At 69.1% G+C, this 22,500-nt stretch carries 18 protein-coding genes; 9 read left to right on the forward strand and 9 right to left on the reverse strand.

What is annotated here, in order from left to right:
* Positions 1-2: 2 nt before the first annotated feature.
* The 8 genes from GNT64_RS17325 to csgH all read left to right on the forward strand — a co-directional run bounded on the left by GNT64_RS17325 (position 3) and on the right by csgH (position 8,622).
* Positions 3-1,496, forward strand: a complete 1,494-nt coding sequence (locus GNT64_RS17325; RefSeq protein WP_156680650.1) for a helicase HerA domain-containing protein — start codon at positions 3-5, stop codon at positions 1,494-1,496.
* 303 nt (positions 1,497-1,799) lie between these two features.
* Positions 1,800-2,237, forward strand: a complete 438-nt coding sequence (locus tag GNT64_RS17330) for a curli assembly protein CsgF (RefSeq protein ID WP_231639073.1) — start codon at positions 1,800-1,802, stop codon at positions 2,235-2,237.
* Positions 2,237-3,229, forward strand: a complete 993-nt coding sequence (locus tag GNT64_RS17335) for a CsgG/HfaB family protein (protein ID WP_156680651.1) — start codon at positions 2,237-2,239, stop codon at positions 3,227-3,229. Before GNT64_RS17330 ends, GNT64_RS17335 begins: the two co-directional genes overlap by 1 nt.
* Positions 3,230-3,416: 187 nt before the next feature.
* On the forward strand, positions 3,417-5,273 hold the full coding sequence (locus GNT64_RS17340) for a beta strand repeat-containing protein (RefSeq protein WP_197277058.1): 1,857 nt from the start codon (positions 3,417-3,419) through the stop codon (positions 5,271-5,273).
* A gap of 115 nt (positions 5,274-5,388) precedes the next feature.
* Positions 5,389-6,888 (forward strand): hypothetical protein, encoded by a 1,500-nt coding sequence (locus GNT64_RS17345; RefSeq protein WP_156680653.1) that lies wholly within the window; start codon positions 5,389-5,391, stop codon positions 6,886-6,888.
* A gap of 67 nt (positions 6,889-6,955) precedes the next feature.
* On the forward strand, positions 6,956-7,543 hold the full coding sequence (locus GNT64_RS17350) for a hypothetical protein (RefSeq protein ID WP_156680654.1): 588 nt from the start codon (positions 6,956-6,958) through the stop codon (positions 7,541-7,543).
* Positions 7,544-7,771: 228 nt separating this feature from the next.
* A complete protein-coding gene (locus GNT64_RS17355; RefSeq protein WP_156680655.1) occupies positions 7,772-8,281 on the forward strand; it encodes a hypothetical protein in 510 nt (169 codons plus the stop codon).
* Positions 8,278-8,622 carry a curli-like amyloid fiber formation chaperone CsgH gene (csgH, locus tag GNT64_RS17360; RefSeq protein WP_156680656.1) on the forward strand — a complete coding sequence of 115 codons (345 nt, stop codon included), beginning with the start codon at positions 8,278-8,280 and terminating at the stop codon, positions 8,620-8,622. The genes GNT64_RS17355 and csgH overlap by 4 nt, the downstream gene beginning before the upstream one ends.
* Before the next feature lie 106 nt (positions 8,623-8,728).
* On the opposite strand, the gene GNT64_RS17365 is transcribed toward csgH, so the two are convergent.
* From GNT64_RS17365 to GNT64_RS17375, 3 genes are all read right to left on the reverse strand, one after another.
* Entirely contained in the window at positions 8,729-9,652 is a 924-nt protein-coding gene (locus GNT64_RS17365) for an SDR family oxidoreductase (RefSeq protein ID WP_156680657.1), read from the reverse strand.
* The gene (locus tag GNT64_RS17370; protein WP_197277059.1) at positions 9,652-11,988 is read right to left on the reverse strand and encodes a TonB-dependent receptor; all 2,337 of its coding nucleotides are present in this window, start codon (positions 11,986-11,988) and stop codon (positions 9,652-9,654) included. The genes GNT64_RS17365 and GNT64_RS17370 overlap by 1 nt, the downstream gene beginning before the upstream one ends.
* Positions 11,989-12,221: 233 nt before the next feature.
* Positions 12,222-13,157, reverse strand: coding sequence for a LysR family transcriptional regulator (locus tag GNT64_RS17375; protein WP_156680659.1), 936 nt, complete (start codon positions 13,155-13,157; stop codon positions 12,222-12,224).
* A 121-nt stretch (positions 13,158-13,278) separates the two neighbouring features.
* On the opposite strand from GNT64_RS17375, the gene GNT64_RS17380 reads away from it, so the two are divergent.
* Positions 13,279-15,579: an FdhF/YdeP family oxidoreductase gene (locus GNT64_RS17380; protein ID WP_156680660.1), complete on the forward strand. Its 2,301-nt coding sequence runs from the start codon at positions 13,279-13,281 to the stop codon at positions 15,577-15,579.
* A gap of 171 nt (positions 15,580-15,750) precedes the next feature.
* On the opposite strand, the gene GNT64_RS17385 is transcribed toward GNT64_RS17380, so the two are convergent.
* Genes GNT64_RS17385 through GNT64_RS17410 form a run of 6 tightly spaced genes read right to left on the reverse strand, consistent with a single transcriptional unit; the run spans position 15,751 to position 22,445 of the window.
* On the reverse strand, positions 15,751-16,722 hold the full coding sequence (locus tag GNT64_RS17385; protein WP_156680661.1) for a DUF7064 domain-containing protein: 972 nt from the start codon (positions 16,720-16,722) through the stop codon (positions 15,751-15,753).
* 22 nt (positions 16,723-16,744) lie between these two features.
* Complete coding sequence (locus tag GNT64_RS17390) at positions 16,745-17,773, reverse strand: NADP-dependent oxidoreductase (RefSeq protein WP_156680662.1); 1,029 nt, start codon at positions 17,771-17,773, stop codon at positions 16,745-16,747.
* Positions 17,773-19,296, reverse strand: a complete 1,524-nt coding sequence (locus GNT64_RS17395) for an AMP-binding protein (protein WP_231639574.1) — start codon at positions 19,294-19,296, stop codon at positions 17,773-17,775. Before GNT64_RS17395 ends, GNT64_RS17390 begins: the two co-directional genes overlap by 1 nt.
* A 37-nt stretch (positions 19,297-19,333) precedes the next feature.
* Positions 19,334-20,125 carry an enoyl-CoA hydratase/isomerase family protein gene (locus tag GNT64_RS17400; RefSeq protein ID WP_156680664.1) on the reverse strand — a complete coding sequence of 264 codons (792 nt, stop codon included), beginning with the start codon at positions 20,123-20,125 and terminating at the stop codon, positions 19,334-19,336.
* A 30-nt stretch (positions 20,126-20,155) separates the two neighbouring features.
* A complete protein-coding gene (locus GNT64_RS17405) occupies positions 20,156-21,298 on the reverse strand; it encodes an acyl-CoA dehydrogenase family protein (protein WP_156680665.1) in 1,143 nt (380 codons plus the stop codon).
* 43 nt (positions 21,299-21,341) lie between these two features.
* On the reverse strand, positions 21,342-22,445 hold the full coding sequence (locus GNT64_RS17410; RefSeq protein WP_231639074.1) for an NAD(P)-dependent alcohol dehydrogenase: 1,104 nt from the start codon (positions 22,443-22,445) through the stop codon (positions 21,342-21,344).
* Positions 22,446-22,500: the final 55 nt, after the last annotated feature.

Here is a 22,500-nt window from a genome sequence, read left to right on the forward strand (position 1 = left end):
CGATGACCGTATCGATCGACATGGGGATCGGCCCCGCCGGCAAGCCGGCGCTGCTCGATCTGGAGGAGCTGCTCGCCACCCGGCTGCTGGTGCAGGGCAATTCGGGATCGGGCAAGTCGCACCTGCTGCGCCGCCTGATCGAGGGCAGCGCGCCTTGGGTGCAGCAGGTGGTGATCGATCCGGAGGGCGATTTCGTCACGCTCGCCGATCGCTTTGGCCATGTCGCGGTGGAGGCGGCCGACTATAGCGAGGGGGAGATCGCCCGCGTCGCCGCCCGCATCCGCGCGCACCGCGCCTCGGTGGTGCTGAACCTGGAGGGGCTGGAGATCGACGCGCAGATGAAGTGCGCCGCCGCTTTCCTGGCCGCGCTGTTCGATGCGCCGCGCGAGCAATGGTATCCGGTGCTAGTGGTGGTGGACGAGGCGCAACTGTTCGCCCCCGCCGTTGCCGGCGAGGTCTCGGAAGACGCGCGCAAGGCCTCGCTGGCGGCGATGACGAACCTGATGTGCCGCGGCCGCAAGCGCGGCCTGGCCGGCGTGATCGCGACGCAGCGGCTGGCCAAGCTCGCCAAGAACGTGGCGGCGGAGGCATCGAACTTCCTGATGGGTCGCACCTTCCTGGATATCGACATGCTGCGCGCGGCCGACCTGCTGGGCATGGAGCGGCGGCAGGCCGAGCAGATCCGCGACCTGGAGCGCGGCCACTTCCTCGCGCTCGGCCCCGCTCTCTCGCGCCGGCCGCTGGCGATCCGCATCGGCGATGTGGAGACCGGCGCGCGCAGCGCCAGCCCCAGGCTGATGCCGCTGCCGCAGGCCGGCGGCAGCGAGATGCAGGATCTGCTGTTCGGCGATCTGGGCCTGCCCGCCGCCGCCCCGCCGCCGCCCCCCGCACCCGTGCCGGCGGACGAGCTGATCCGCGGCATCAACCGCCCGGTGTTCGGCGAACCCTCGCCCGAGCCGTTGTTCCCGCTGATCGAGGCGGACGAGCGCGAGACCAAGACGGCGGCGGTGCTGCGCGACATCGTGGCGGATGCGGAGGCGACCTATCGCACGCCGGCGCAGCTCTACCAGGATTTCGGCGTGCGCTGCCGTATGCGCGGCCTGGCCGAGCCGCCGCTCGATCTCACCGCGTTCAAACGCCGGCTCGCGATGGCGCGGGCGGGCGAGCCGGCGGGCGCGACCGACGATCCCGAATGGGCGGCGGCGCTGGCCATGGCCGACGACCTGCCGGAGGACATGCTGGGCGTGTTCCTGCTGATCGCCCGCGCGGCGCGCGACGGGCGACCATGTCCATCCGACGAGGAGGTGGCGCGGGTCTACGGCACCCATTCGCTCGGGCGGACGCGGCGGCTGATCGGCTATATGGAGGCGCGCGGCATCCTGGTGCCGCGCACCGATATGCGCGGCCGGCGCGCGATCGGCATCCCGCGACTCGGCTGGACGACGGCGGCTGGCGATCCGGCGAGCATGAACGAGGCGGACGCGGCACTGATCTGAGCGGCGTCGACCGGGCAAAACCGTGCCGTTATCTGACAACCGCAGCAAGTCTATCCGAAACGGCGAGTAATAACGAGCTCCGTGCATCGTCGAATGGGTCAGAACGGGCGATTTGATACTATGACAGTCCGTTATGGACGAATGAACAGGAGGTTATCGCCAAGAAATCCCGTCGACGCATTGCGATGCAAAACAAATAAAAATATACGGACCTGCACGTTGGATCTTTAGCCCCGAACAACTGAGGCGATCGGTTCGACATCCGGCTCAGCCGGATCTTGGTGCCGGGGGGAGGGCTGCCTCGTGTCGTATGCTTTGTCATGCGCGAATGTTTCGCGCGTCGCTTTCCTGTGCCTGGCCGTTCTTGGCTCGACACCCGCTGCCGCCGAGATCGTCTATCAGCCGGTCAATCCTTCGTTCGGCGGCAATCCGTTCAACTCGTCCCATCTGCTCGGCATCGCGAACGCGCAGAACACCTACACCGATCCGAAATCGACGGCGAACGCGTCGGACGCCGATCTGTTCGCCCGCCAGCTGCAATCGCGGCTGCTCTCGGCGCTGTCGTCGCAGATTACCGATGCGATTTTCGGCGCGAACCCGCAGGAGCGCGGCACGATCACCTTCGGCGGCCAGACGATCAGCTTCGTCCGCTCGCTGGAGAGCGTGCAGCTGGCGATCACCAACAACCAGACCGGCGAGGTCACGAACATCGAGATCCCGACCTTCGTGAAGGTCAATTGATGCGCGGTGGCGCGATCCGCGGGGCGGGCACGGCGCTGGCGGCGGCGCTGCTGCTGGGCGGTTGCGCCTATACCAGGAGCCTGCCGACGACCGCGACCCAGCCGGTCTTCCCCAAGAAGACGGACATCCAGCTGGCGCTGAACCTGATCCCGCCGCCCTCGCGCCCGGTGGCGGTGGCGGTCTACGGCTTCTCCGACCAGACCGGCCAGTTCAAGCCGACCGAGACGACGCAGACGCTCTCCCGCGCGGTGACGCAGGGTGCCGGCTCGATCCTGGTCAAGGCGCTGCAGGATGCCGGCAACCGCCAGTGGTTCACCATTGTGGAGCGGGAGCAGCTGCGCAACCTGCTGAACGAGCGGCAAATCATCCGCGAGATGCGCGAGCGCTATCTGGGCGAGACCAACGTCAACCCGCAGGCGCTGCCGGCCCTGCTGTTCGCCGGCGTGCTGCTGGAAGGCGGCATCATCGGCTACGACACGAACACGCTGACCGGCGGGCTGGGGGCGAGCTTTCTCGGCATCGGCGCGCACACCGAGTATCAGCAGCATACCGCCACCGTCTATCTCCGCGCCGTGTCGGTGCGCACCGGCGAGGTGCTGACCTCGATCACCACGTCCAAGACGATCGCGTCCTACGGCATCAGCGCCAGCGCCTTCCGCTACGTGGCGTTCAAGGAGCTGCTGGAGGCGGAAGGCGGCATCACCACCAACGAGCCCGGCACCATCGCGCTTCAGCAGGCGATCGAGAAGGCCGTCTACGGCTTGGTCATGGAAGGCGTGGAGCTGAAGCTGTGGGATTTCGCCAGCCCGGCGACCGGCCAGCCCTTCCTGCTGAAATACCGGCAGGAGCGGGACGGGAAATATCCGCAGGAAGCCGTGGCCGCGGCGATGCGGCGATCGCGGCTGGCACCGAAGGCAAGACAGGTTCGCAACGAGACGCGCGGCGGCGAGGACGGCCCGGTGCCGCAGCCGCCGCGCCGGAACGGCGGCTGATCGCCGGCGCGGCCGGCGACGGACATGGGATCAGGAGGGGCGGCGTGTCAGCGCCGTCCCTCCCGAACAACACCTCCGCAGAGAGGTGATCGTCCGGGGCGGGTCGCCCCGGACGATGGGCACATGCGAACAACTCCGCTCCACCCCCGCAGGCAATTGCGGCTGGGGCACAACAGAGGACCTCTTCATGAAACGCATCATTCTCGGTTCGGTTTCGTCGCTGGCGCTCATGCTGTCGGCAGGTACGGCGATGGCGCAGAGCAGCGGCAACACCGCCACGATCAACCAGCAGGGCGCATCACAGTCCGCAACGACTGATCAGACCGCGGCGCGCCTGTCCACGGCGACGACCACGCAGTCGGGCGCCAGCAACTCGGCCGGCACCACCCAGGCCGGCGGCGACAGCCTGTCCGTGATCACGCAGAGCGCGACCGGCAACGGCGCGACCGCCACCGTCAACCAGAACCGCTCGCAGACCCTGTTCCCGCGCCAGAACAACGATAACGGGCCGAGCAACTCCTCGCGGATCACGCAGGATGCCGCAGCCGAGGATGCGAGCGCCAGCCTGACACAGATGGGCGAGCTCAACCAGTCGACCATCAGCCAGAGCGGCGGCGCGACCGCCACCACCTCGCAGACCGGCATCGCGAACGAATCGACGACGCGGCAGACCGCCGACGGTGCCAGCGCCACCGTGATCCAGGCCGGCGATCCGGCGGCGGGCGGCCCGGGCGTGGGCTTCGGCGACAACCGCTCCCGCGTGACGCAGAATGCCGCCGCGAGCGCCTTCGTGTCGCAGACCAACACCAACGTGCCCGACGGCTCGCCGACCAACGAGTCGACGATCATGCAGAGCGGCGACGGTTCGCAGGCCATCACGCTGCAGAGCGGCGACAACAATGTCGCCGACGTGACGCAGGACGGGGAGGACAATTACTCTCTCGTCGATCAGCTCTCCAATGGATCGAGCGCGACCGTTGTGCAGAGCAGCGACGAGAACGTCTCGCTGATCACCCAGCGCGGCACGGGCACGGCCTCCGTTACGCAAAGCGGCGGCAACACCCTCGGCAGCTTCGGCGGGCGCAACAACAATGTCGCGGTCGTCGATCAGCGGGCGAACGCACAGGGTGCCGAGGCCAACCTTACCCAGGATGGCGAGCTGAACCTCGCGACGGTGACGCAGAACGGGCTGCGCACCAAGGCCACCGTCTCGCAGCAGGGCATCTACAACACCGCCGGCGTGACGCAGACCGGCCAGGATGCGACCGCCACCGTCACCCAGGGTGGTATTGCCGGCGGCGCCTATGGCGACAACGTGGCCTCGGTGAACCAGAGCGGGGCGAACACCACCGCCACCGTTAACCAGCAGGGCGGCCCGGCCTCGATCGGCCCGCGCTTCACCAACATCGCCACCGTCGATCAGAGCGGCGGCGGCAGCCTCGCCTCGGTTGCCCAGACCGGCGCCGGTCAGGGCGCCAACATCAGCCAGTCGGCGACCTCGTCGGATGCCTATGTGCTGCAGATCGGCGGTTCGGCGCCGGGCACGGCGGCGGACAACAATGCCGGCATCACGCAATCGGGCAACGAACAGCTCGCCGGCATCGGCCAGGGGGGCACCGGCAACACCGGCAGCATCAACCAGAGCGGCAACCGCAACGCGGCCGGCATCGGTCAGGCGCAGGCCACCGTCGGCAATCCCGAGGCGGTGCTGATGGGCAATCTCAGCAGCGTGAGCGCCACCGGCTTTGCCAGCGACAACAATGCGGGCATCACGCAGAGCGGCGACGACAACCGCACGCTGGTGCTGCAGAGCGGCGACGGCAACACCGCCGGCGTGACCCAGGGCGGCACCAACAACCTCGTCCTCGTCACCCAGTCCGGCACAACCGGGCAGGCCTATGTCACCCAGGGCGGCACGAACAACGATGCGCTGGTGAACCAGTCCGGCACCGACGGGCAGGCCTATGTCAACCAGGGCGGCACGAGCAACGATGCGCTGGTGAACCAGGGCGGCACCGGCAACTACGCCGCCATCACCCAGTAAGGCCATGTCCGCGGCTCCCCCCCTTGGCCGGGGCGGGGCCGCGGCAGGTCGTTGCGACCGAACTGCCGTTCCCGACCATCCCGATCGTGAACGAACGAGAGACAAGGACAAGACCATGAAGCGTCTCATACTCGCATCCGCTTCCGCCACCGCCCTGTTCGCGGCGAGCCCCGCGCTCGCGGCGAGCTCGACGAGCACGATCAACCAGAACGGCACCTCGAACAGCGCCACGGCCGACCAGACCGGATCATCGAGCGACAGCAACTCGACGATCAGCCAGAACATCGCCGACACGAGCGGCGGCAACAACAGCGCCAGCGTCACGCAGAGCGACGTCGGCGTCGTCTACCACCCGGCCAACACCTCCACCGTGAAGCAGGAGGGCACCGGCAACGCCGCGACGGTGCTGCAGACCCAACGCATCGGCGCCTATTACAACTCGTCGTCGATCACCCAGATCGGCCAGGGCGCCGGCGCGGGCGGCGGCAGCGTGGCGGACGTGGCGCAATATGGCCACAACGATTCCACCGTGGACCAGTCCGGTATCCGCGCGACCGCGATCGTGCGGCAGGGCCTGAACGGCCAGCCGGTCGGCGGCAACACCTCGCTCGTCTCGCAGGACGATGACGACAGCGTGTTCGTCGGCCAGAACGCCGTCGCGCCGCCGACTGTCGCGGGCAATTACGGCGGCAACAGCTCGGTCGTCATCCAGGGCCGCGGCGGCAACGCCGGCAATGTCGAGCAGAGCGGGCTCTTCGCCATCTCCACCCTGACGCAGTCGGGCGGGGCGTCGGCCGGCATCGTCCAGCACGGTGCGTTCAACGAGAGCGGCGTCTTCCAGATCGGTGACGGCGCCGCCGCGCAGGTGACGCAGACCGGCACCCGCAACCTGGCGGCGGTGGCCCAGAATGGCGACGGCAACTTCGCCGGCGTCTCGCAGAGCGGCACCGAAGGCACGGTACGCGTACTCCAGATCGGCGCCGACCAGACCGCCGGCGTCACCCAGAACACCACCGGAGACTCCAGCAGCCTCGTCGCCCAGCTGAACGGACCCGACAATATCGCCGGGATCGACCAGAGGGGCGACGACGTCCTCGCCGGCATCGTCCAGCTCGGCGGCGACAACACCGCCATGCTGACCCAGAACGCGCAGAGCAGCGCCGCCGGCATCGCCCAGATCGGCGCGTCGAACGTCGCCTCCGTCCAGCAGACGGGCGCGGCGAACATGGCCGGCGCCGGCCAATATGGCAGCGGCAACCGGGCCGGGCTGACGCAGAGCGGCACCGCCAACGCCGCCGGCGTGGTGCAGGCCGACGTGTTCGTCGTCGATCTGGCGGCTGCCCTCAACGGCGACTTCCAGCCGCTGCTGGCCAATGCCCGGCAGGCCTACGACAATCAGGCCACCGTGGTGCAGGGCGGCACCAGCAACGAGCTGCTGGCGCTGCAGAAGGGCAGCGACAATCTGGCGAGCCTGACGCAGACCGGCATCAACGGCTTCGTCTCCGTCATCCAGGGCGGCACCGACGGGTTCGCGCTGGTGAGCCAGGCCGGCACGGACAATCAGGCCCGCATCCTTCAGGGCGGATCGCTGAACGTGGCGGCGATCTACCAGTAAGGCCGTCGCGGCCGGCTTCGGTGGAGCCGGCCGCATCCGCCCCGGGGGCACGAGAGGATCGAGGAAGATGACGCGTTCGCTGGGATTTCTGATCGCCTTGGCCGGTATCGGCGCGATCGGGGCCGCCTGCCCGGCCGGGGCGGCGGCGGGCGGCGGCAGCGCCTATGTCGACCAGATCGGCGACGGCCATGTCGCGCGGATCGTCCAGTCCGGCGGGCAGGCGGTGGCCGAGATCCGCCAGGAGGGCGATCGCAACGAGGCGAACGTGACGCAGGCCGGCGCCGCCCACGCGACCTTGCACCAGGCCGGCACGCTGAACCGGGCGGAGGCGAACCAGTCGGGCAGTGCCGTGCTGCTGCTGAGCCAGTCCGGCATCGCCAACGTCGCCCGCGCCAGCCAGACCGCCGGCGACGCCGCGAGCTACGCGGCGATGCGCCAGACGGGCAGCGGCAACGCCATGACGCTGGCGCAGAACGGCGCGGCCAACCAGGCGACGCTGAGCCAGGCCGGTGACGGCAACGCCATGACCGCCACGCAGAACGGGGCGGGCAACATGCTCGTCTGGAACCAGATCGGCAGCAACCTCGCCGATCTTGGCATCGTGCAGAGCGGGCAGCAGCAGATGACCGTCACGCAGACGGCGGCCGGCCGGTGACCGGCTGGTGGGCCGCCGCGGCGCTCGCCGGGGCGGCCGTGCCCGCAGCGGAATCGCCGCAGGCGATTCCGCAGATCGCGCCGGCGGCCGCCCCGGCCGAGGATGCGCGATCGAGCCAGATCGGCACCGCCACCCGCGACGTTTCGGGCTCCGCCGATCCCGCCGCGCGCACCGCTCTGCCGCCGCCGCAGCTCGCCGCCCCGCGCGACGCGGCGGCGCCCGCAGCTGGTGCGCGAGACGCGCACGGCGCGCGGATCGACCCAGCTGAGCAGCGGTCGGCCGAGCGCGCAGCCGCCCGCGCCGCTCTCCCGCCCGGCGGACGGGCGCACCGGCGCCGTCGCCCGGGTGTACGGGCGCGATCGCTGCGATCCGGCGACCGGCGCGAAGACGGCCGCATGCCGCACCGTGATCGAGACGCGCAGCGCCAGCTTCCCGCCGCCGGACGCCGAGCCGCTCTCGGCGGAGCAGCGGTTGCTGGTGGAGCAGCGCGTGATCGCGCCGCGCGAGGCCGAGCGACGCGGCACCGCCGGCGACACGATCGCGCGCACGGCCGAGCGCCGGATCGCGCCGGCGGGCGCCGATGCGGATGCGGCGGCGATGCAGGGCCTCGCCTCCGTCGTGCTCGGCACCGCCACTCCGCCGCCGCCGAAGGCGGACGATCCCGTCCAGGGCCTCACGCCCGAGCAGGCCGCCGCCGCCACCAGCGTGCTGGGCGCCATCCAGGGCACGTCGCCGTGACGGCGCTGCTGCTCGCCGCGCTGGCCGCCAGCCAGCCCGCGCCGCCGATCACCCTGATCGTGCTGCACGAGAAGGACATGCTGCGGCTGAACGTCGTCGGCCTCTCCCCGGCCAGCTATCGCGCCCGCTACACGCTGGAGGTGGCCGGGCAGGGGCCTTCGGGCGTGAACCGGACGAGCCAGAGCGGCGCCGCGACCCTGACGCCGGGCAAGCCGGCGACCTTGCTGAGCGTCGTGCTGGGCCGAGGCGGCGCGGGTCGCTGGACGGCGACCCTGGTCGTCACGCCCGCGGAGGGGGCGCCCTACCGCCAGCAGCGCGACTCGGCGGAATCGCAACCATAGGTGCGATCCGGCTGGCGGTGCCCTTGTCCGCTGCTCTCGTCTGTCCGGCGTAACGAACGCGCCGGTCGCCGTTGAGTGGGGAGCAGACCCGCTCTGCCGTGACCGCTCAGTCGGCGCGCCAATGCTGCCGGCCGGCCCAGCTCTCCAGATCCACCGGATCGCGGCCCATCAGGTCGCGTGCGGCGGCGGGATCGCAGGCGAGCGGGGAGGAGGGCTGGGCGTTGTACCAGGCGTAGAGCCGGGCCATGCCGTCATAGACGCTCGCCGGCCTGACCTCGCGCGAGCCGGTGACGAGGGCCGACATGTCGGCGGCAAAGGTCTCCGGCGGCAGGCTGCGGAACGCGACGGGGCGGCCGAGCGCGCGGGCGAGGCGGATCGCCGTCTCCGCCCCGGCAAGCGCCTCCGGCCCGCCGATCGCGATCCGGGCATCGGTCAGCCCGTCCCGCTCCACGGCCGCCGCCATGCACGCGGCGACGTCGTCGATCGCGATCCACGAGATCGCCAGCGCGGGCGCGGCGGGATAGGCGAACACGCCGTCGCGGACGATCGCCGGCCGTGCCCACGGGCGCGTCAGATTGTCCATGAACACCATCGGGCGCAGACTGACGAAGGCGGCGCCGGCGCCGGCGAAAACCCGCTCGATCGCGCGCCGCCCGTCATGCCCGGCCACGCCCAGGTCGCGGTCGGCCACGAAGCAGCTTGTGTTGAACACGATGCGGCCGATGCCGGCGGCCTGCGCCGCTTCGGCGATCGCCCGCGCCATCGCCTCGGCCCGCGCGACATCGTGGACGAACGGCAGGTGCAGCGCCAGCGCGTCATGCCCCGCCATCGCCGCCGCCATCCCGCCCGCGTCGCCGATGTCGGCGGCGGCGAGGGGCACGCCGAGGTCGGCGGCCCTCGCCGATGCCGGATCGCGCACGCCGGCCGTCACCCGGTGGCCGCGGGCGCGCAGCGCGGCGATCAGCGGCCGCCCCTGGTCGCCGGTGCCGCCCAGCACGAAGACCCGCCGGGCGGCGGCGGCCGCCGCCATCAGTAGGTGAAGCCGAGCTCGACGCCGAAGGTGCGCCCCACCTCGCGGCTGCCGAACGAGAACGGCCCCGTGATGACCTTGCGATAGAGCCGGCCATCCTTGTGGAAGGCGTTCTGGGCGAACACCGAGAGCTTGGCCTTGCTGCGCGCGCCGACGCTCAGCTCGTAGCCGATCGAGGCGTCGAACGTGCCGTAATTGTCGATGAAGTCCCGGTTCAGGCCCAGCGTGTCCTTCACGATCGCGGTGGCGAACTTGTCGGTCCACTTGTAGTTGGCGTTCGCCAGCAGCGTGTTGTCGCCGATCGGGATCGTCGCCTCGCCACCGATGCTGGTGGACCATTCCGGCGCGTAGCGCAGGTTGCGGAGCGCGCGGATATCGACGCCGCCCTGGATGAAACTGTCATATTTGGCGTCGAGATAGCCCGCGCTGCCACGGATGCGCAGCCAGTCCGTCATCGCCAGGTCCAGCTCCAGCTCGCCGCCGTTGATGGTCGCCTTGCCGGCATTCTCGACGAGCGTCTGGGTGACGGCCGGGTTCACCGGCGATGCGGTGATGACCTCCTCCTGCTTGTTCTTGTACTTGGTGTGGAAGCCGGTGAGGTTCAGGTGCAGGCGCCGCTCGATCAGGGTGGTGCGGATGCCGGCCTCGTAGCTGTCCACCGTCTCCGGCTCGTACGGCCCGATCGCGGTGATGACGGAGGCGCGGCTGTTCCACCCGCCGGAACGGTAGCCGCGCGACCAGCTGCCATAGATCATCACGTCGGGCGTGAAGTGATAATCGAGGATGATGCGCGGGGTGAACTTCTTGAAGGTCACGTCCGGATCGCGGCAGCTGTCGAAGGCGGGGTTGGCGGTGAGGCTCGCATCCGGGCAGCGCGCCGTAACGGCGCCGGTGGCCGGGTTGCGGAACGTGATGTGGAACGCCTTCTTCTCGATCGTGTAGCGTCCGCCGACGGTCAGCCGCAGCCCCTTGGCGAGATCGAGATAGCCCTCGGCATAGGCCGCGTAGGCATCCAGCGCCTGCCCCGCGCTGAAATTCTGCGAGGGCGTACCGTTCAGCAGCGCGATCTGCGGGTTCAGGTCGAAGGTGGAGCGCATGTAGTAGAGGCCGGCGACGAAGTTGAACGCGCCATCGAAGCTGCTGATCGCGCGCAGCTCCTGGCTGATCTGCTCGGCCTTCTGGTCGCGCATCGAGACGAAGATCGGCCGGCCGGGCAGGAAGTTGGCGCCGCCGGTATTCTCGATGTTCAGCGCATCCTTCTGGTGCATGTAGCCGGTGATCGATTCGATCGAGAGGCCGCCGAACTGCTTCTTCATGTTGAGGGCGGTGGCGATGCTCTCCAGCGAGGCGGCGAACGGATAGTCGTTCAGCGCCGCCTTGAAGCCGCTATTCTTGATCTGCTGATACTGCGTGCCGTAGCAGGCGCGGAAGGCCGAGCAGAACAGCTGGTTGTTCGACGCCGGCACCAGCCCCGGCCCGGCCGAGAGCGGCACGAGCGACGGATAGTGCGACTTGTCGTCGATATAGTCGACGCTGAGCGTGGCATCGAAGCTGTCGTCCGGCGCGTAGCGGATGGCGCCGAACAGCGAGACGCGATCGATGCCGTCCTCCCGCTTGCCGTCGCTCAGGCGGCGGGTGAAGCTGTCCGATCGCTCATAATAGCCGCCCAGCTTCACGCCGAGCACGTCCTTCACGATCGGCGCGTTCAGGATGCCGCGCACCTCGCGGCGATCGTAGCTGCCATAGGTGCCCTGCAGCTTGGCGCCCCAGTCCAGGGTGGGCTTGGTGCGCTTGATGTTGATGACGCCGCCGATCGTGTTGCGGCCGAACAGCGTGCCCTGCGGCCCGCGCAGCACCTCGATCTGCGCGACGTCGAACGCGTCCGTCATGGCGCCGGTGTTCGAGGCGAGGAACACCCCGTCCACCGCCACCGCCACGGCCGGCTCGAACGCGCGATCGAGATCGCCGAAGCTGACGCCGCGGATGGAGGCGGAGAGGCCGCCGCCGGTGAACGGGTGGCGGCCGAGCTCCACGTTCGGGATGTACCGCTCGATCGCGTCGACATTCTGGATCTGCGCATTCTCCAGCAGCGCCCCGCCCAGCGCGGAGACGGCGACCGGCACGTCCTGCAGCGACTCGGCGCGCTGCCGCGCGGTGACGACGATCTCGCCGATGCCGGCCGCCTCGGACGAGGCATCGCTGACGCCGGCGGCGGGCGTCGCCGGCGTCACGGGCGCGGGAACGGTGGACGGCCCCGCCGCCGGATCGGCGGTCTGGGCGAAAGCCGGCGCCGCGATGGCGGCAAGCGCGGTGGAAGCCAGGAAGGCGTAGCGCATCGAACATCCCCTCATTATCGTTATGCGATCATTCTCCGCCGTCGCGAGCGATCGGCTGCCTGTTCAAAAGGCGAGGATCGGGTGTGCGGCCGCGCGACATCCGCCTGGTTCGGCCTTCGCCCGCGCGGCGTCATGCAACCCCCTCCCCGCCTGTTGCTGCCGCGCCCGTCGATGTGGCTGCGGGTGTCGGCACGTGGCAGGATAGGCGGCCGCGCGGCGCTGTCTAATATCTATCACGCGCGGCTTGATACGGCTTTCTTATCAACCCGCGCCGGCGCCGCGCCGGCGGCGGCGGCCCAGAAGGCGGCCACGGCCGGCCGGTCGTCACCGCGCCGCCGTTCCAGGCAGAGGTCGAAGGTCGGCATCGGCGGGGTCAGCCGCACCACGCGCATGCCGGGCGGCAGCGGCCGCTCCAGCCCGTGCCACTCACCGACCATCACCGGCACGGGCGATCGTTCGAGCTGATGATGAAGGCCGGGGATCGACGCCTCGGTCAGCGTCACCACGCCGATGCCCAGGCGGGAGAGCTCGCGCACCAGCCCGTCGTACAGCGGCGGGTTGATGTTGCGGCGGAACACCGCCACGCCGATGCCGGCCAGCGCCGCTAGCGGCAGCTCCGCCATAGGCCATCGCGGCTCGTCCCGCACCAGCAGCGCCCAGCGATAGCGGCCGAGGCGGGTGGCCTCGCAGGCGGGCTGCGCCGGCGTGCCGCCGATGGTGAGCGCCACGTCCAGCGTGCCCGCGCGCAACTGCTCGCGCAGCACCATCGACCAGGCGTTCACCACCTCCACCTCGATATCGGGGTGGCGCGCGGTGAAATCGTCGATCAGGCGGCCGCGCTCGGGAATGTCGGCGGAGAAATCGGGCGCGCCCACGCGCAGGATCGTCCGCGCGCGGCGGTTGATCGCCTGCGCGGCGGCGGCGGCATCCTCTGCGGCGCGGACATAGGCGCGCGCGGCCGGCAGGAAGGCGCGGCCCTCCGGCGTCAGCGTGACGATGCGGTTGCGATCGCGATCGACGAAGCGGAAGCCCAGTTGCTCCTCCAGCCGGCGGATCTGCACCGACAGCCACGGCTGGGCTACGTGCAGCTGCTCGGCGGCGCGGCGGAAGGAGAGCATGTCGGCCACCGCCACGAACATGCGCACGCCGCGGATATCGAGCTGCTGCATAATCCTCTCCTTCCGGCGGCCAGCATAGCCTGCGCCACCGTCGTGGCGAACTTCTGACAAGTGCCAGCCGGAGCGATCGGCAATCGGCAGCGTTATCGCCGGGCAAACGGAGAATATGGGTATGAGCGAGCGTGGTCCGGACGAGGCGGAGATCGAGCCCTACACCGGCCCGGCGGGCGGCTGGGGCTCGCTGCGGTCGGTCTCGGAGATATTGCCGCGCGAGCGCGTGTCGCCCGCGGCACTGGCCGAGCTTGCCCGGCAGAACAAGCCGGACGGCTTCCAGTGCGTCAGCTGCGCCTGGTCCAAGCCCCATCCGCCCCACGCGGCCGAGTTCTGCGAGGAGGGCGCCAAGGCGACCGCGTGGGAGCTGACCACCCGCCGCACCACGCCCGCCTTCTTCCAGGAGCATAGCCTGACGGAACTGCGCGGCTGGGCGGACTATGATCTGGAGCAGCATGGCCGCCTGACCGATCCACTGCGCTACGACGCCGCGACCGACCGCTACGTGGTGGTGCCGTGGGAGACCGCCTTCGCCGAGATCGGCGCGCGGCTGAAGACGATCGAGCCGGAGCGGACGATCTTCTACGCCTCCGGCCGGGCGAGCCTGGAGACATCGTACATGTACCAGCTGCTGGCGCGCATGTACGGCCACCAGAACCTGCCCGACAGCTCGAACATGTGCCACGAATCGACCTCCGTGGGGTTGAAGGCGGCGATCGGCGTGCCGGTGGGCACGGTGCGGCTCGAAGATTTCGAGACGTGCGACGCGATCTTCTTCTTCGGCCAGAATGTCGGCACGAACAGCCCGCGAATGCTCCACCAGCTGCGCTCGGCGCGCAAGCGCGGGGTGGAGATCATCACCTTCAACCCGCTGCGGGAGCGCGGGCTGGAGCGGTTCACCGATCCGCAGAACCCGATCGAGATGGCGACGCGCGGCGAGACGGTGATCTCGACCCAATATCACCAGGTCCGCGCCGGCGGCGACCTCGCCGCGATGACGGGCATCGCGAAATATGTGATCGCGGCGGACGACGCGGCGCAGGCATCCGGCGGCCCGCGCGTGATCGATCACGCCTTCATCGCCGAGCATTGCCACGATTACGCGGCCTTCGCTGATTATGTCCGCGCGACGGACTGGGACGAGATCGTCCGCGCATCGGGCCTGCCGCGCGAGGCGATCGAGCAGGCGGCGGCCGTCTACGCCCGGTCCAAGGCGGTGCTCGGCATCTACGGCATGGGGCTGACGCAGCATGTGAAGGGCGTCGAGAATGTCCGCATGCTGGTGAACCTGCTGCTGATGCGCGGCAATGTCGGGCGGCCCGGCGCCGGGCCGTGCCCGGTGCGCGGCCACAGCAACGTGCAGGGCCAGCGGACGGTGGGCATCACCGAGAAGCCGGAGCTCGCGCCGCTCGACAGCCTGAAGGCGCGCTACGGTTTCGAGCCCCCGCGCGAGAAGGGGCGCGACACGATCGCGGCCTGCGAGGGCGTGATCGACGGCAGCGTGCGGGCTTTCGTGTCGCTGGGCGGCAACTTCCTGCGCGCGGTGCCGGAGACGGTGCTGATGGAGGAGGGCTGGGCGAAGCTCGACCTCTCCGTGCAGATCGCCACCAAGCTCAACCGCAGCCATCTGGTGCCGGCGGCCGGTGCGACCTACCTGCTGCCCTGCCTCGGCCGGATCGAGCTCGACGAACAGGCGAGCGGCCCGCAGATCGTGACGATGGAGGATTCCACCAGCGTGATCCACCCCTCGCGCGGGCGGGTGACGCCGGCGAGCCCGAACCTGCGATCCGAGCCGGCGATCGTCGCCGGCATCGCCAAGGCGCTGCTGCCACCGAACCCCAGCGTCGACTGGGACGGCTGGGTGGCGGACTATGCCCGCGTGCGGGACGAGATCGCCGCCATATTCCCCAACTTCTTCAACGATTTCAACGCGCGCTTGAAGGAGCCCGGCGGCTTCTGGAAAGGCAACAAGGCGGCCGGGCGGATCTGGGCGACGCCATCCGGCAAGGCGGAGTTCCTCGTCCCCTCCGATCTCGACGCGGCGGGCTTCGCCGATGCCGAGGGACGGCTGCGACTGATCACCGTGCGATCGAACGACCAGTTCAACACGACGGTCTACGGCTACGACGATCGCTTCCGTGGCATCAAGGGCACGCGCAAGGTGGTGATGATGAACCGTGCCGACATCGCTCGCTGGGGCCTGACGGACGGCCAGATCGTCACCCTCGAGAGCGATGCCGAGGATGGCCGCGCCCGCGCGGTGCCCGATCTGCGCATCGTGGAATATGATGTGCCGGACGGCTGCATCGCGGCTTATTATCCGGAGTGCAATCCGCTGATCGCCGTCTCCCACCACGCCGAGGAGAGCCATGTGCCGGCGGCCAAGACGGTGCCGGTCCGCATCCGCGCCCAAGCGGCCTGACGCACGGGCGCTGAGTGCGCACTAGGCATAGGATCACGAAGTGCACGCGCGCGACGAGCGCCCTCGCGCGCACGCACGCCTGTCGCCAGTCGTCACGATCGCCGCTTCTGTCGACCTAGTGGGGGCGGTCATCGTCCACGAGGGTCTGGTTGCCGCCCATCGCCGGACCCTTCAGGCGTAGAGCTGATCCGCCAGCTTCTGCGACAGATAGTAATTGCCCCAGAAATCGGCGATGTGGCTGTAACCCGTCCGTTCGCCCGACTCCCACCGCATCAGCGTCTGGAAGCCCGAGCTGGAGGGGTTGAAATTATACCAGGGGCCGGCGGCGATCGTCGTTCCTCGCGCGACGTAGGTGTCGCCGCGATCGTCGACGAAGCGGACGTTGGCGCTCGTCACCAGCATGTCGTTGCGCTTGGCGGTCATCTCGGCGTCCATCAGGGGGCGGCGCTCGCCATCGACCACCACATAGCCATATTTGAAGGGGCCGTAGGTCACTCGACCGTCCTCGATCGCCATGCCCATCACCATGAACGCGCCGAGGCCCTCGCCCAGCTCGACATGGATCCATGAGGCGCCCTTGTTGCCCCAGTCGTTGCGCGGGCCCCAGCTCTTGTTGACACCTTCGATGCAATCGACCCGATAGCTCTTGTCGCGCAGGCGCAGCGTGCCTTGCACCCGCCCCTTGCCTTCGAGATGGCCGTTGTTCCAGCCATCATAACCATCGACCCTGCTGTCGCTCAACTGCGGCACCTGCGCGGGGTCGCGCGCGTCGGTGGGATCGCAGGTCGCCTCGTAGGTGAAGTCAAGCGAACAGACACCGTCGCGCGAGGCGTAGTGCCACTCGTGCCGACGCTCGTCATGCGCCTTGAAGGAGAGGCCGTTCGGCAGGGTGAAATCGGAGAAATCGTCGGGGCAGCGCATGTGCATCTGCGAATCATTGTGGTGCAACTGCCAGGGCTGGAAGCAGATGCCCTGATGGATCTCCACCGAACTGTGGCAAACGCCGAGATTTGGCCGGGTCAGGACGTAAAGATTGCCGCTGATGGCATATTCGGGAATCGAGAAGATGACGAAGACCGTTTCCGTCCACGTCTCATCGGCGGGATCGCGATCGTGGAACCTGTAGTCGTCGGCAACAATCATCGCGGTCCTCCCGAAAGGCGGATTACTCGGTGTCGTGAAGCTGGATGATGCGCTTGCCGGCATTCTCGCCGCGATAGAGCCCCGCCAGCGCATCGGGGGCGCTCTCGATCCCGTCGAGTATGTCCTCGCGGTAGCGGAGCCGGCCGTCGCGCACCCATGTCGCAAGCTGGTCGACCGCGGCCTGATATGCGTCGGCATGATCGAAGATGACGAAGCCTTCCATCCGCGCGCGCTTGACGAGCAGATGCCGCTCGACCCTGGGGCCGGATGGCCACACGCTCCAGTCGGCGATAGACGCGGTGCCGCACACCACCACGCGCGCGCGGTTGGCGAGCAGTGGCATCACGGTGTCGCTGATGCGCCCGGCGACATTGTCGAAATAGACGTGGACGCCGTCCGGGCAGTGATGCGCGATGGCCTCCCCCAGGCCATCCGCGCGGTAGTCGATCGCGGCGTCATAGCCGAAATCCTCGATGCAGGAGCGCGCCTTGGCGGCGCCGCCCGCGATCCCCACGGCGCGGCAGCCCAGGATCTTCGCGATCTGGCCGACGGCGGACCCGACCGCGCCGGCGGCCGTGGACACGAGCACGGTCTCGCCGGGCGCGGGCTGGCCGATCCTCGTGAGCGCGAGCAGGGCGGTGACGCCGTTGATGCCGAGCACGCCGAGCGACAGCGACAGCGGCAGATCGTCCTGCATCACCTTGCGGACCACCGCATCGGGGCGGACGGTCGCATAATCCTGCCAGCCGAACCAGCCGGCCACCCTGTCCCCCGGCGCGTAGCCCGCCGCGTTGGAGGCGACGACCTCGCCCGCCGCGAGCGCGCGCATCACCGAGCCGATCGCGACGGGATCGGCATAATTGCCCGCGTCCGCGATCCAGCCGCGCATCGCCGGCTCGACGGACAGGAAGCGGTTGCGGATCAACAGTTCGCCATCGTCGGGCGCGCGGGCGCTGCCGGTGCGGACAGCGAAATGCTCGGCCTGCGCGATGCCGGTCGGCCGCGCGACCAGGATGACCTGGCGGCTGGCGAGCCCGGTCGACCCGCCCATCAGGCCACGCCCCGGCCGTGCCCGGCCCAGTAGGGCGCGCGCAGATCCTTCTTGGAAATCTTCCCCGAGGGCACCAGCGGGAAGCTTTCGCGAAACTCGATCGACTTGGGCACCTTGTAGCCGGCGAGGTGGGCGCGGCAGTGCGCGATCAGATCCGGTTCCGTCACCACATGGCCCTCGCGCAGGATCACCAGGGCCTTGACGCATTCGCCCCAGCGCGGATCGGGCACGCCGATCACCGCTACGCTCGCTATGGCGGCGTGGGTGGAGAGGGCGCTCTCGACCTCGCTGGAATAGATGTTTTCCCCGCCCGAAACGATCATGTCCTTGGCGCGATCGACGATGTAGAACAGCCCGTCGGCATCGCGGCGGGCGATGTCGCCGGTGCGATACCAGCCATGGCGGATCGCCTCCGCGGTCATCGCCGGCCGGCGCCAATAGCCTTTCGTGATCGACGGTTGGCGGATCAGCAGTTCGCCGCTCTCGCCGTCAGGTACGTCGCGATCGGCGGCGTCGACGATCCGCATCGCGACCAGCGGCAGCGGGCGCCCGCAGCTCTTGAGCCGCTCCTCGTCGGAGAGGTCGTGTTCCTCGGGCCGCAGCAGAGCGATCGCGCCGCCGGCCTCGGTCGAGCCGTAGAACTGCATGAAGCGGCATGGCATGTAGGCGATGGCGCGCTTGATGAGACCGAGCGAGATCGGCGAGCCGGCATAGAGCGTCAACCGCAACGACGAGAAATCGGCGGTCTGCGCGGCGGGATGATCGAGCAGGATCTGCAGCATCGTCGGCGTCAGCGTCAGCAGGGTGGGCCGGCGCGCGCCGATCGCATCCAGCATCGCCGCCGGATCGAACTGCCGCACGATGTCTATCGCCACGCCGTTGTAGATGCATTGCAGCGCGATGCCGATGTGGAGCAGGTGGAAATTAGGTAACCCGTTGATGAAACTGTCGCCGTCCTGCCAGTCGTACGCCGGTTCGAGATGTTCGCACAGCCGCATGGCGTTGATCGCCGCATGCGAGAACATCACGCCCTTGGGCTCGCCCGTGGTGCCCGATGTGTAGAGCTGGAACGCGACATCGTCATGCTCGACGGCGATGGCGGGGCGGGTATCGGGCTGACCGGCGGCGCTGGCTTCGAGCGTGTCGTCCGCATCGATCCACAGCGTCTCGGGCGGTTCTGCCATCAGCGCGAGCGCGGCCTGCCACAATGTCTCGCTGTCGCGTTCGACGATCACCATGTGCGCCTGGCTGTCCGCCACCTGTGCGGCGATCTCACCGGGCGACAGCCGCCAATTGTAGATCACCATGCCGCTGCGCGTCTTCGCCGCGCCGAACAGCGCGAAATAGAGATCGGGGCTGTTCTTGCCGAGGAAGCCGACGAAGCCACCCGGCACGGTCGGCCCGGCCGCGATCAGATGCGCGACCTGGTTGGTGATCCGATCGAATGCATCGAAGGCGATCGCACGGTCGGCGGTGCGCAGCGCCAGCCGCGAAGGATCGTGCCGCGCCCAGTAATCGGGCACGTCTCCCAAGGTCCGGATTTCAGGATAGGCCCACATCTCAATACCCCCGGAAGATCGGCTTTCGTCGCTCCGAAAAGGCGATGATGGCCTCGCGCGCGTCTGCGCTCCCGGCGCAGCGGGCGAGCGCCTGCGCCTCGAGTTCAAGCTGCGCGTCGAGCGGCTGGTCCTCGACGGAGGTCAGCAGTCGCCGCATCTCGCCGAACGCCTTGGTCGGCCCCGTGGCGAACCGAAGCGCTATCGCCTCCGCGCGCGCCGCGCAGGCGTCTTGGGCATGGACCTCATCGACGAGCCCGATGGCGAGCGCCGCCTCTGCGTCCAGCGTCTCGTTCATCAGAAGAAAGCGCCGCGCCCGCGCGATCCCCATGCGCCGGCTGAGCATCACGGACGTGCCCGCATCGTTGGCGAAGCCGATCCCGGCATAAGCGGCGACGAACTTCGCATCCTCAGACGCGATCAGCAGGTCGGCGCCGGCGGCGAGGCCGACCATACCGCCGGCGCACACGCCCTGGACGGACGCCACGACCGGCGCGTCGATGCGTTGCAGCCGGGAAACGGCGCTGTGCAAGGTCATCGTCCAGCGTTTGATGTTGCGCGGCAGCTCGTCCAGATTGCCGATGAAGCTCGCAATGTCGCCGCCATAGCCGAACGCCTTGCCCTCCGCGCGGATCAGCACGCAGCGCACGCCGGTCTCTTCGGACAGACGGATGACGGCCTCCGCCATCTCGTCGCAGAAACGTCCGTCGATCGGGTTGCCGCGCTCGGCGCAGCAGAAGGTGAGCCGCGCAAGCCCGTCGACGACCTCTAGCCTCAAGCGTTCGAAATCCATCATCGTCCCTGCCTGCGCGAAACCCGCCGCTCCTCAGAGCGAACGGCCGATCAATTCCTTCATGATCTCGGACGAGCCGCCGTAGATCCGGCGGACCCGCGCATCGCGCCAGATCCGCGCGATGGGATATTCGTTCATGTAGCCCGCACCGCCGTGCAGCTGGAGCGCGGCATCGCAGACCAGCCACTGCGTCTCGGTATGCCAGAGCTTGGCCTTCGCGGCCTGCGCGGCATCGAGCGTTCCGGCGACATGCTCGGCGATCGCCCAGTCGATGTGCGCCCAGCCCACCTGAAGGCGCGCGTCGAGGTCGGCGAGCGTGAAGCGCGTGTTCTGGAAATCGAGGATCGCCTTGCCGAACGCCTTGCGCTCGCGCACGAAGGCGATCGCCTCGTCATAGGCGCGCTGGGCTGCGGCCTGCGCGGTGATCGCGATCGAGAGCCGTTCCTGGACGAGCTCGTTCATCAGATAGGCGAAACCGCGATTTTCCGCGCCCAGCAGGTTGGCGGCGGGCACGCGCACATCCTCGAAGAACAGCTCGGACGTGTCGGCCGACCACTGCCCGATCTTGTCGAGATTGCGCCCGCGCGAGAAACCCGGGCGATCCGCCTCGATGAAGATCAGCGACGTGCCCTTGGCACCGTCCTGCGGGCTGGTCTTGCACACCGCGATGACGAGATCGGCATTCTGCCCGTTGGTGATATATGTCTTCGATCCGTTGACGACATAATCGTCGCCATCGCGAACTGCCGTCGTGCGGACGCCCTGCAGATCCGATCCCGCGCCAGGTTCGGTCATCGCGATGCAGGTGATGATCGATCCCGCTGCCATGCCCGGCAGATACGTCTGCTTCTGCGCGTCGCTGGCGTGATGCAGGACATAGGGGAGGGTAATATCGGTCTGGAGCGTCAGGCAGTCCGACATCATCGCATAGCTGAATTCCTCGTTCAGCACCGCGTTGAAGGTGAAATCGAGCCCGAGGCCGCCATATTCGGCAGGAACGTTTGGGCATAGTAGGCCAAGGGCGCCCGCCTGCTCCCAGAGCGCCCGGCTGACCTTGCCCTCCGCTTCGAAGGCGGGCAGTTGCGGCGTGAACGCATCGGCCAGAAACCGGCGCACGGTTTCCCGGAACTGGTCATGCTCGGCGCCGTAGGCTCCACGGCCGCTGCGCTTCAACAACGGAGCCTCCCCGGCGCCGCGGCCCGATCCCCGCCCGATCCGCTCACAGCGTCAGCACGACCTTGATCGCCTTGCCCGAATGCGCATCGGCGATCGCCTGGTTGATCTCGGCGAACGGATAGGTGGTGACGAAGCGATCGAACGGCAGCCGCCCGGCGCGGTGCAGCGCGGCCAGCTCAGGCAGAAAGCGGTCGGGATCGCTGTCGCCCTCGACGATCCCGCGGACCGTTCCGCCCTGGGTAAGCCACTGGATTACGGGCAAGGCCAGGGTCGCATCCATCGCCGCCGGCAGGCCGACCAGCCCGACCCGGCCCTTGTTCGCGATCAGCCCCAGCGCGGCCGTCATCGCGCCGGCATTGCCGCTGGTATCGACGAGCAGGTCCGCGCCCCCGGGCAGGATCGCGCGCACCGCCTCGGCGAGATCGCCGGCCATCGGATCGATCACGTGGGTGGCGCCCACCTCGACGCCGATGTCGCGCCGGCCCTGCTGCGGCTCGATCAGGATGATCGGCGCGCAGCCGGCTACCACGCCGCCGAGCACCGCGCTCAACCCCACCGAACCGCCGCCGATCACCACCAGCGACTGGCCCGGCTTCGCCTCGAGCGAGCGCATCACCGCGCCCGCGCCCGTCTGGATGCCGCAGCCGAGCGGCGCGAGCAGCGCGAGGTCGGCGTCGTCGTCCAGCTTGACCACGTTGCGCTCGGTCGCGATCGCCCGGCTGGCGAAGGACGACTGGCCGAAGAAGTTGTCGGACAGCGCGTGGCCGTGGCTGTGCAGCCGCGACGAACCGTCGGCACGTGCGCACGCCATGTTGAGCGCCGTGAAATGCTCGCAATAGGCCGGATCATCGGCGCGGCAGTGGCGGCATTCGCCACAGCTGTTGAAGGTGAGCAGAACCTTGTCGCCCGGCGCCACCTTGCGAACGCCTTCGCCCACGGCAAGGACGATACCGGCGCCCTCATGGCCGAAGACGGCGGGGAAGGCGGTGCCGAACGCGCCCGACACCATCACCAGGTCGCTGTGGCAGATGCCGACCGCCTTGACGTCGACCAGCACCTCGCCCGGCCCGGGGGCGGCGACTGAGATGTCCTGGATTTCGAAGGCCGCGTTGGCGGCGGGCATCACGGCGGCGATGGCGTCGATCACGGCAGTCCCTCTCGAGCGACGCCGTCTCGCGAGCGTCTTTTCCGAGTGCGAGGAT

It is taken from the genome of Sphingomonas profundi (genome assembly GCF_009739515.1).
GTDB classification, from domain to species: Bacteria; Pseudomonadota; Alphaproteobacteria; order Sphingomonadales; family Sphingomonadaceae; genus Alterirhizorhabdus; species Alterirhizorhabdus profundi.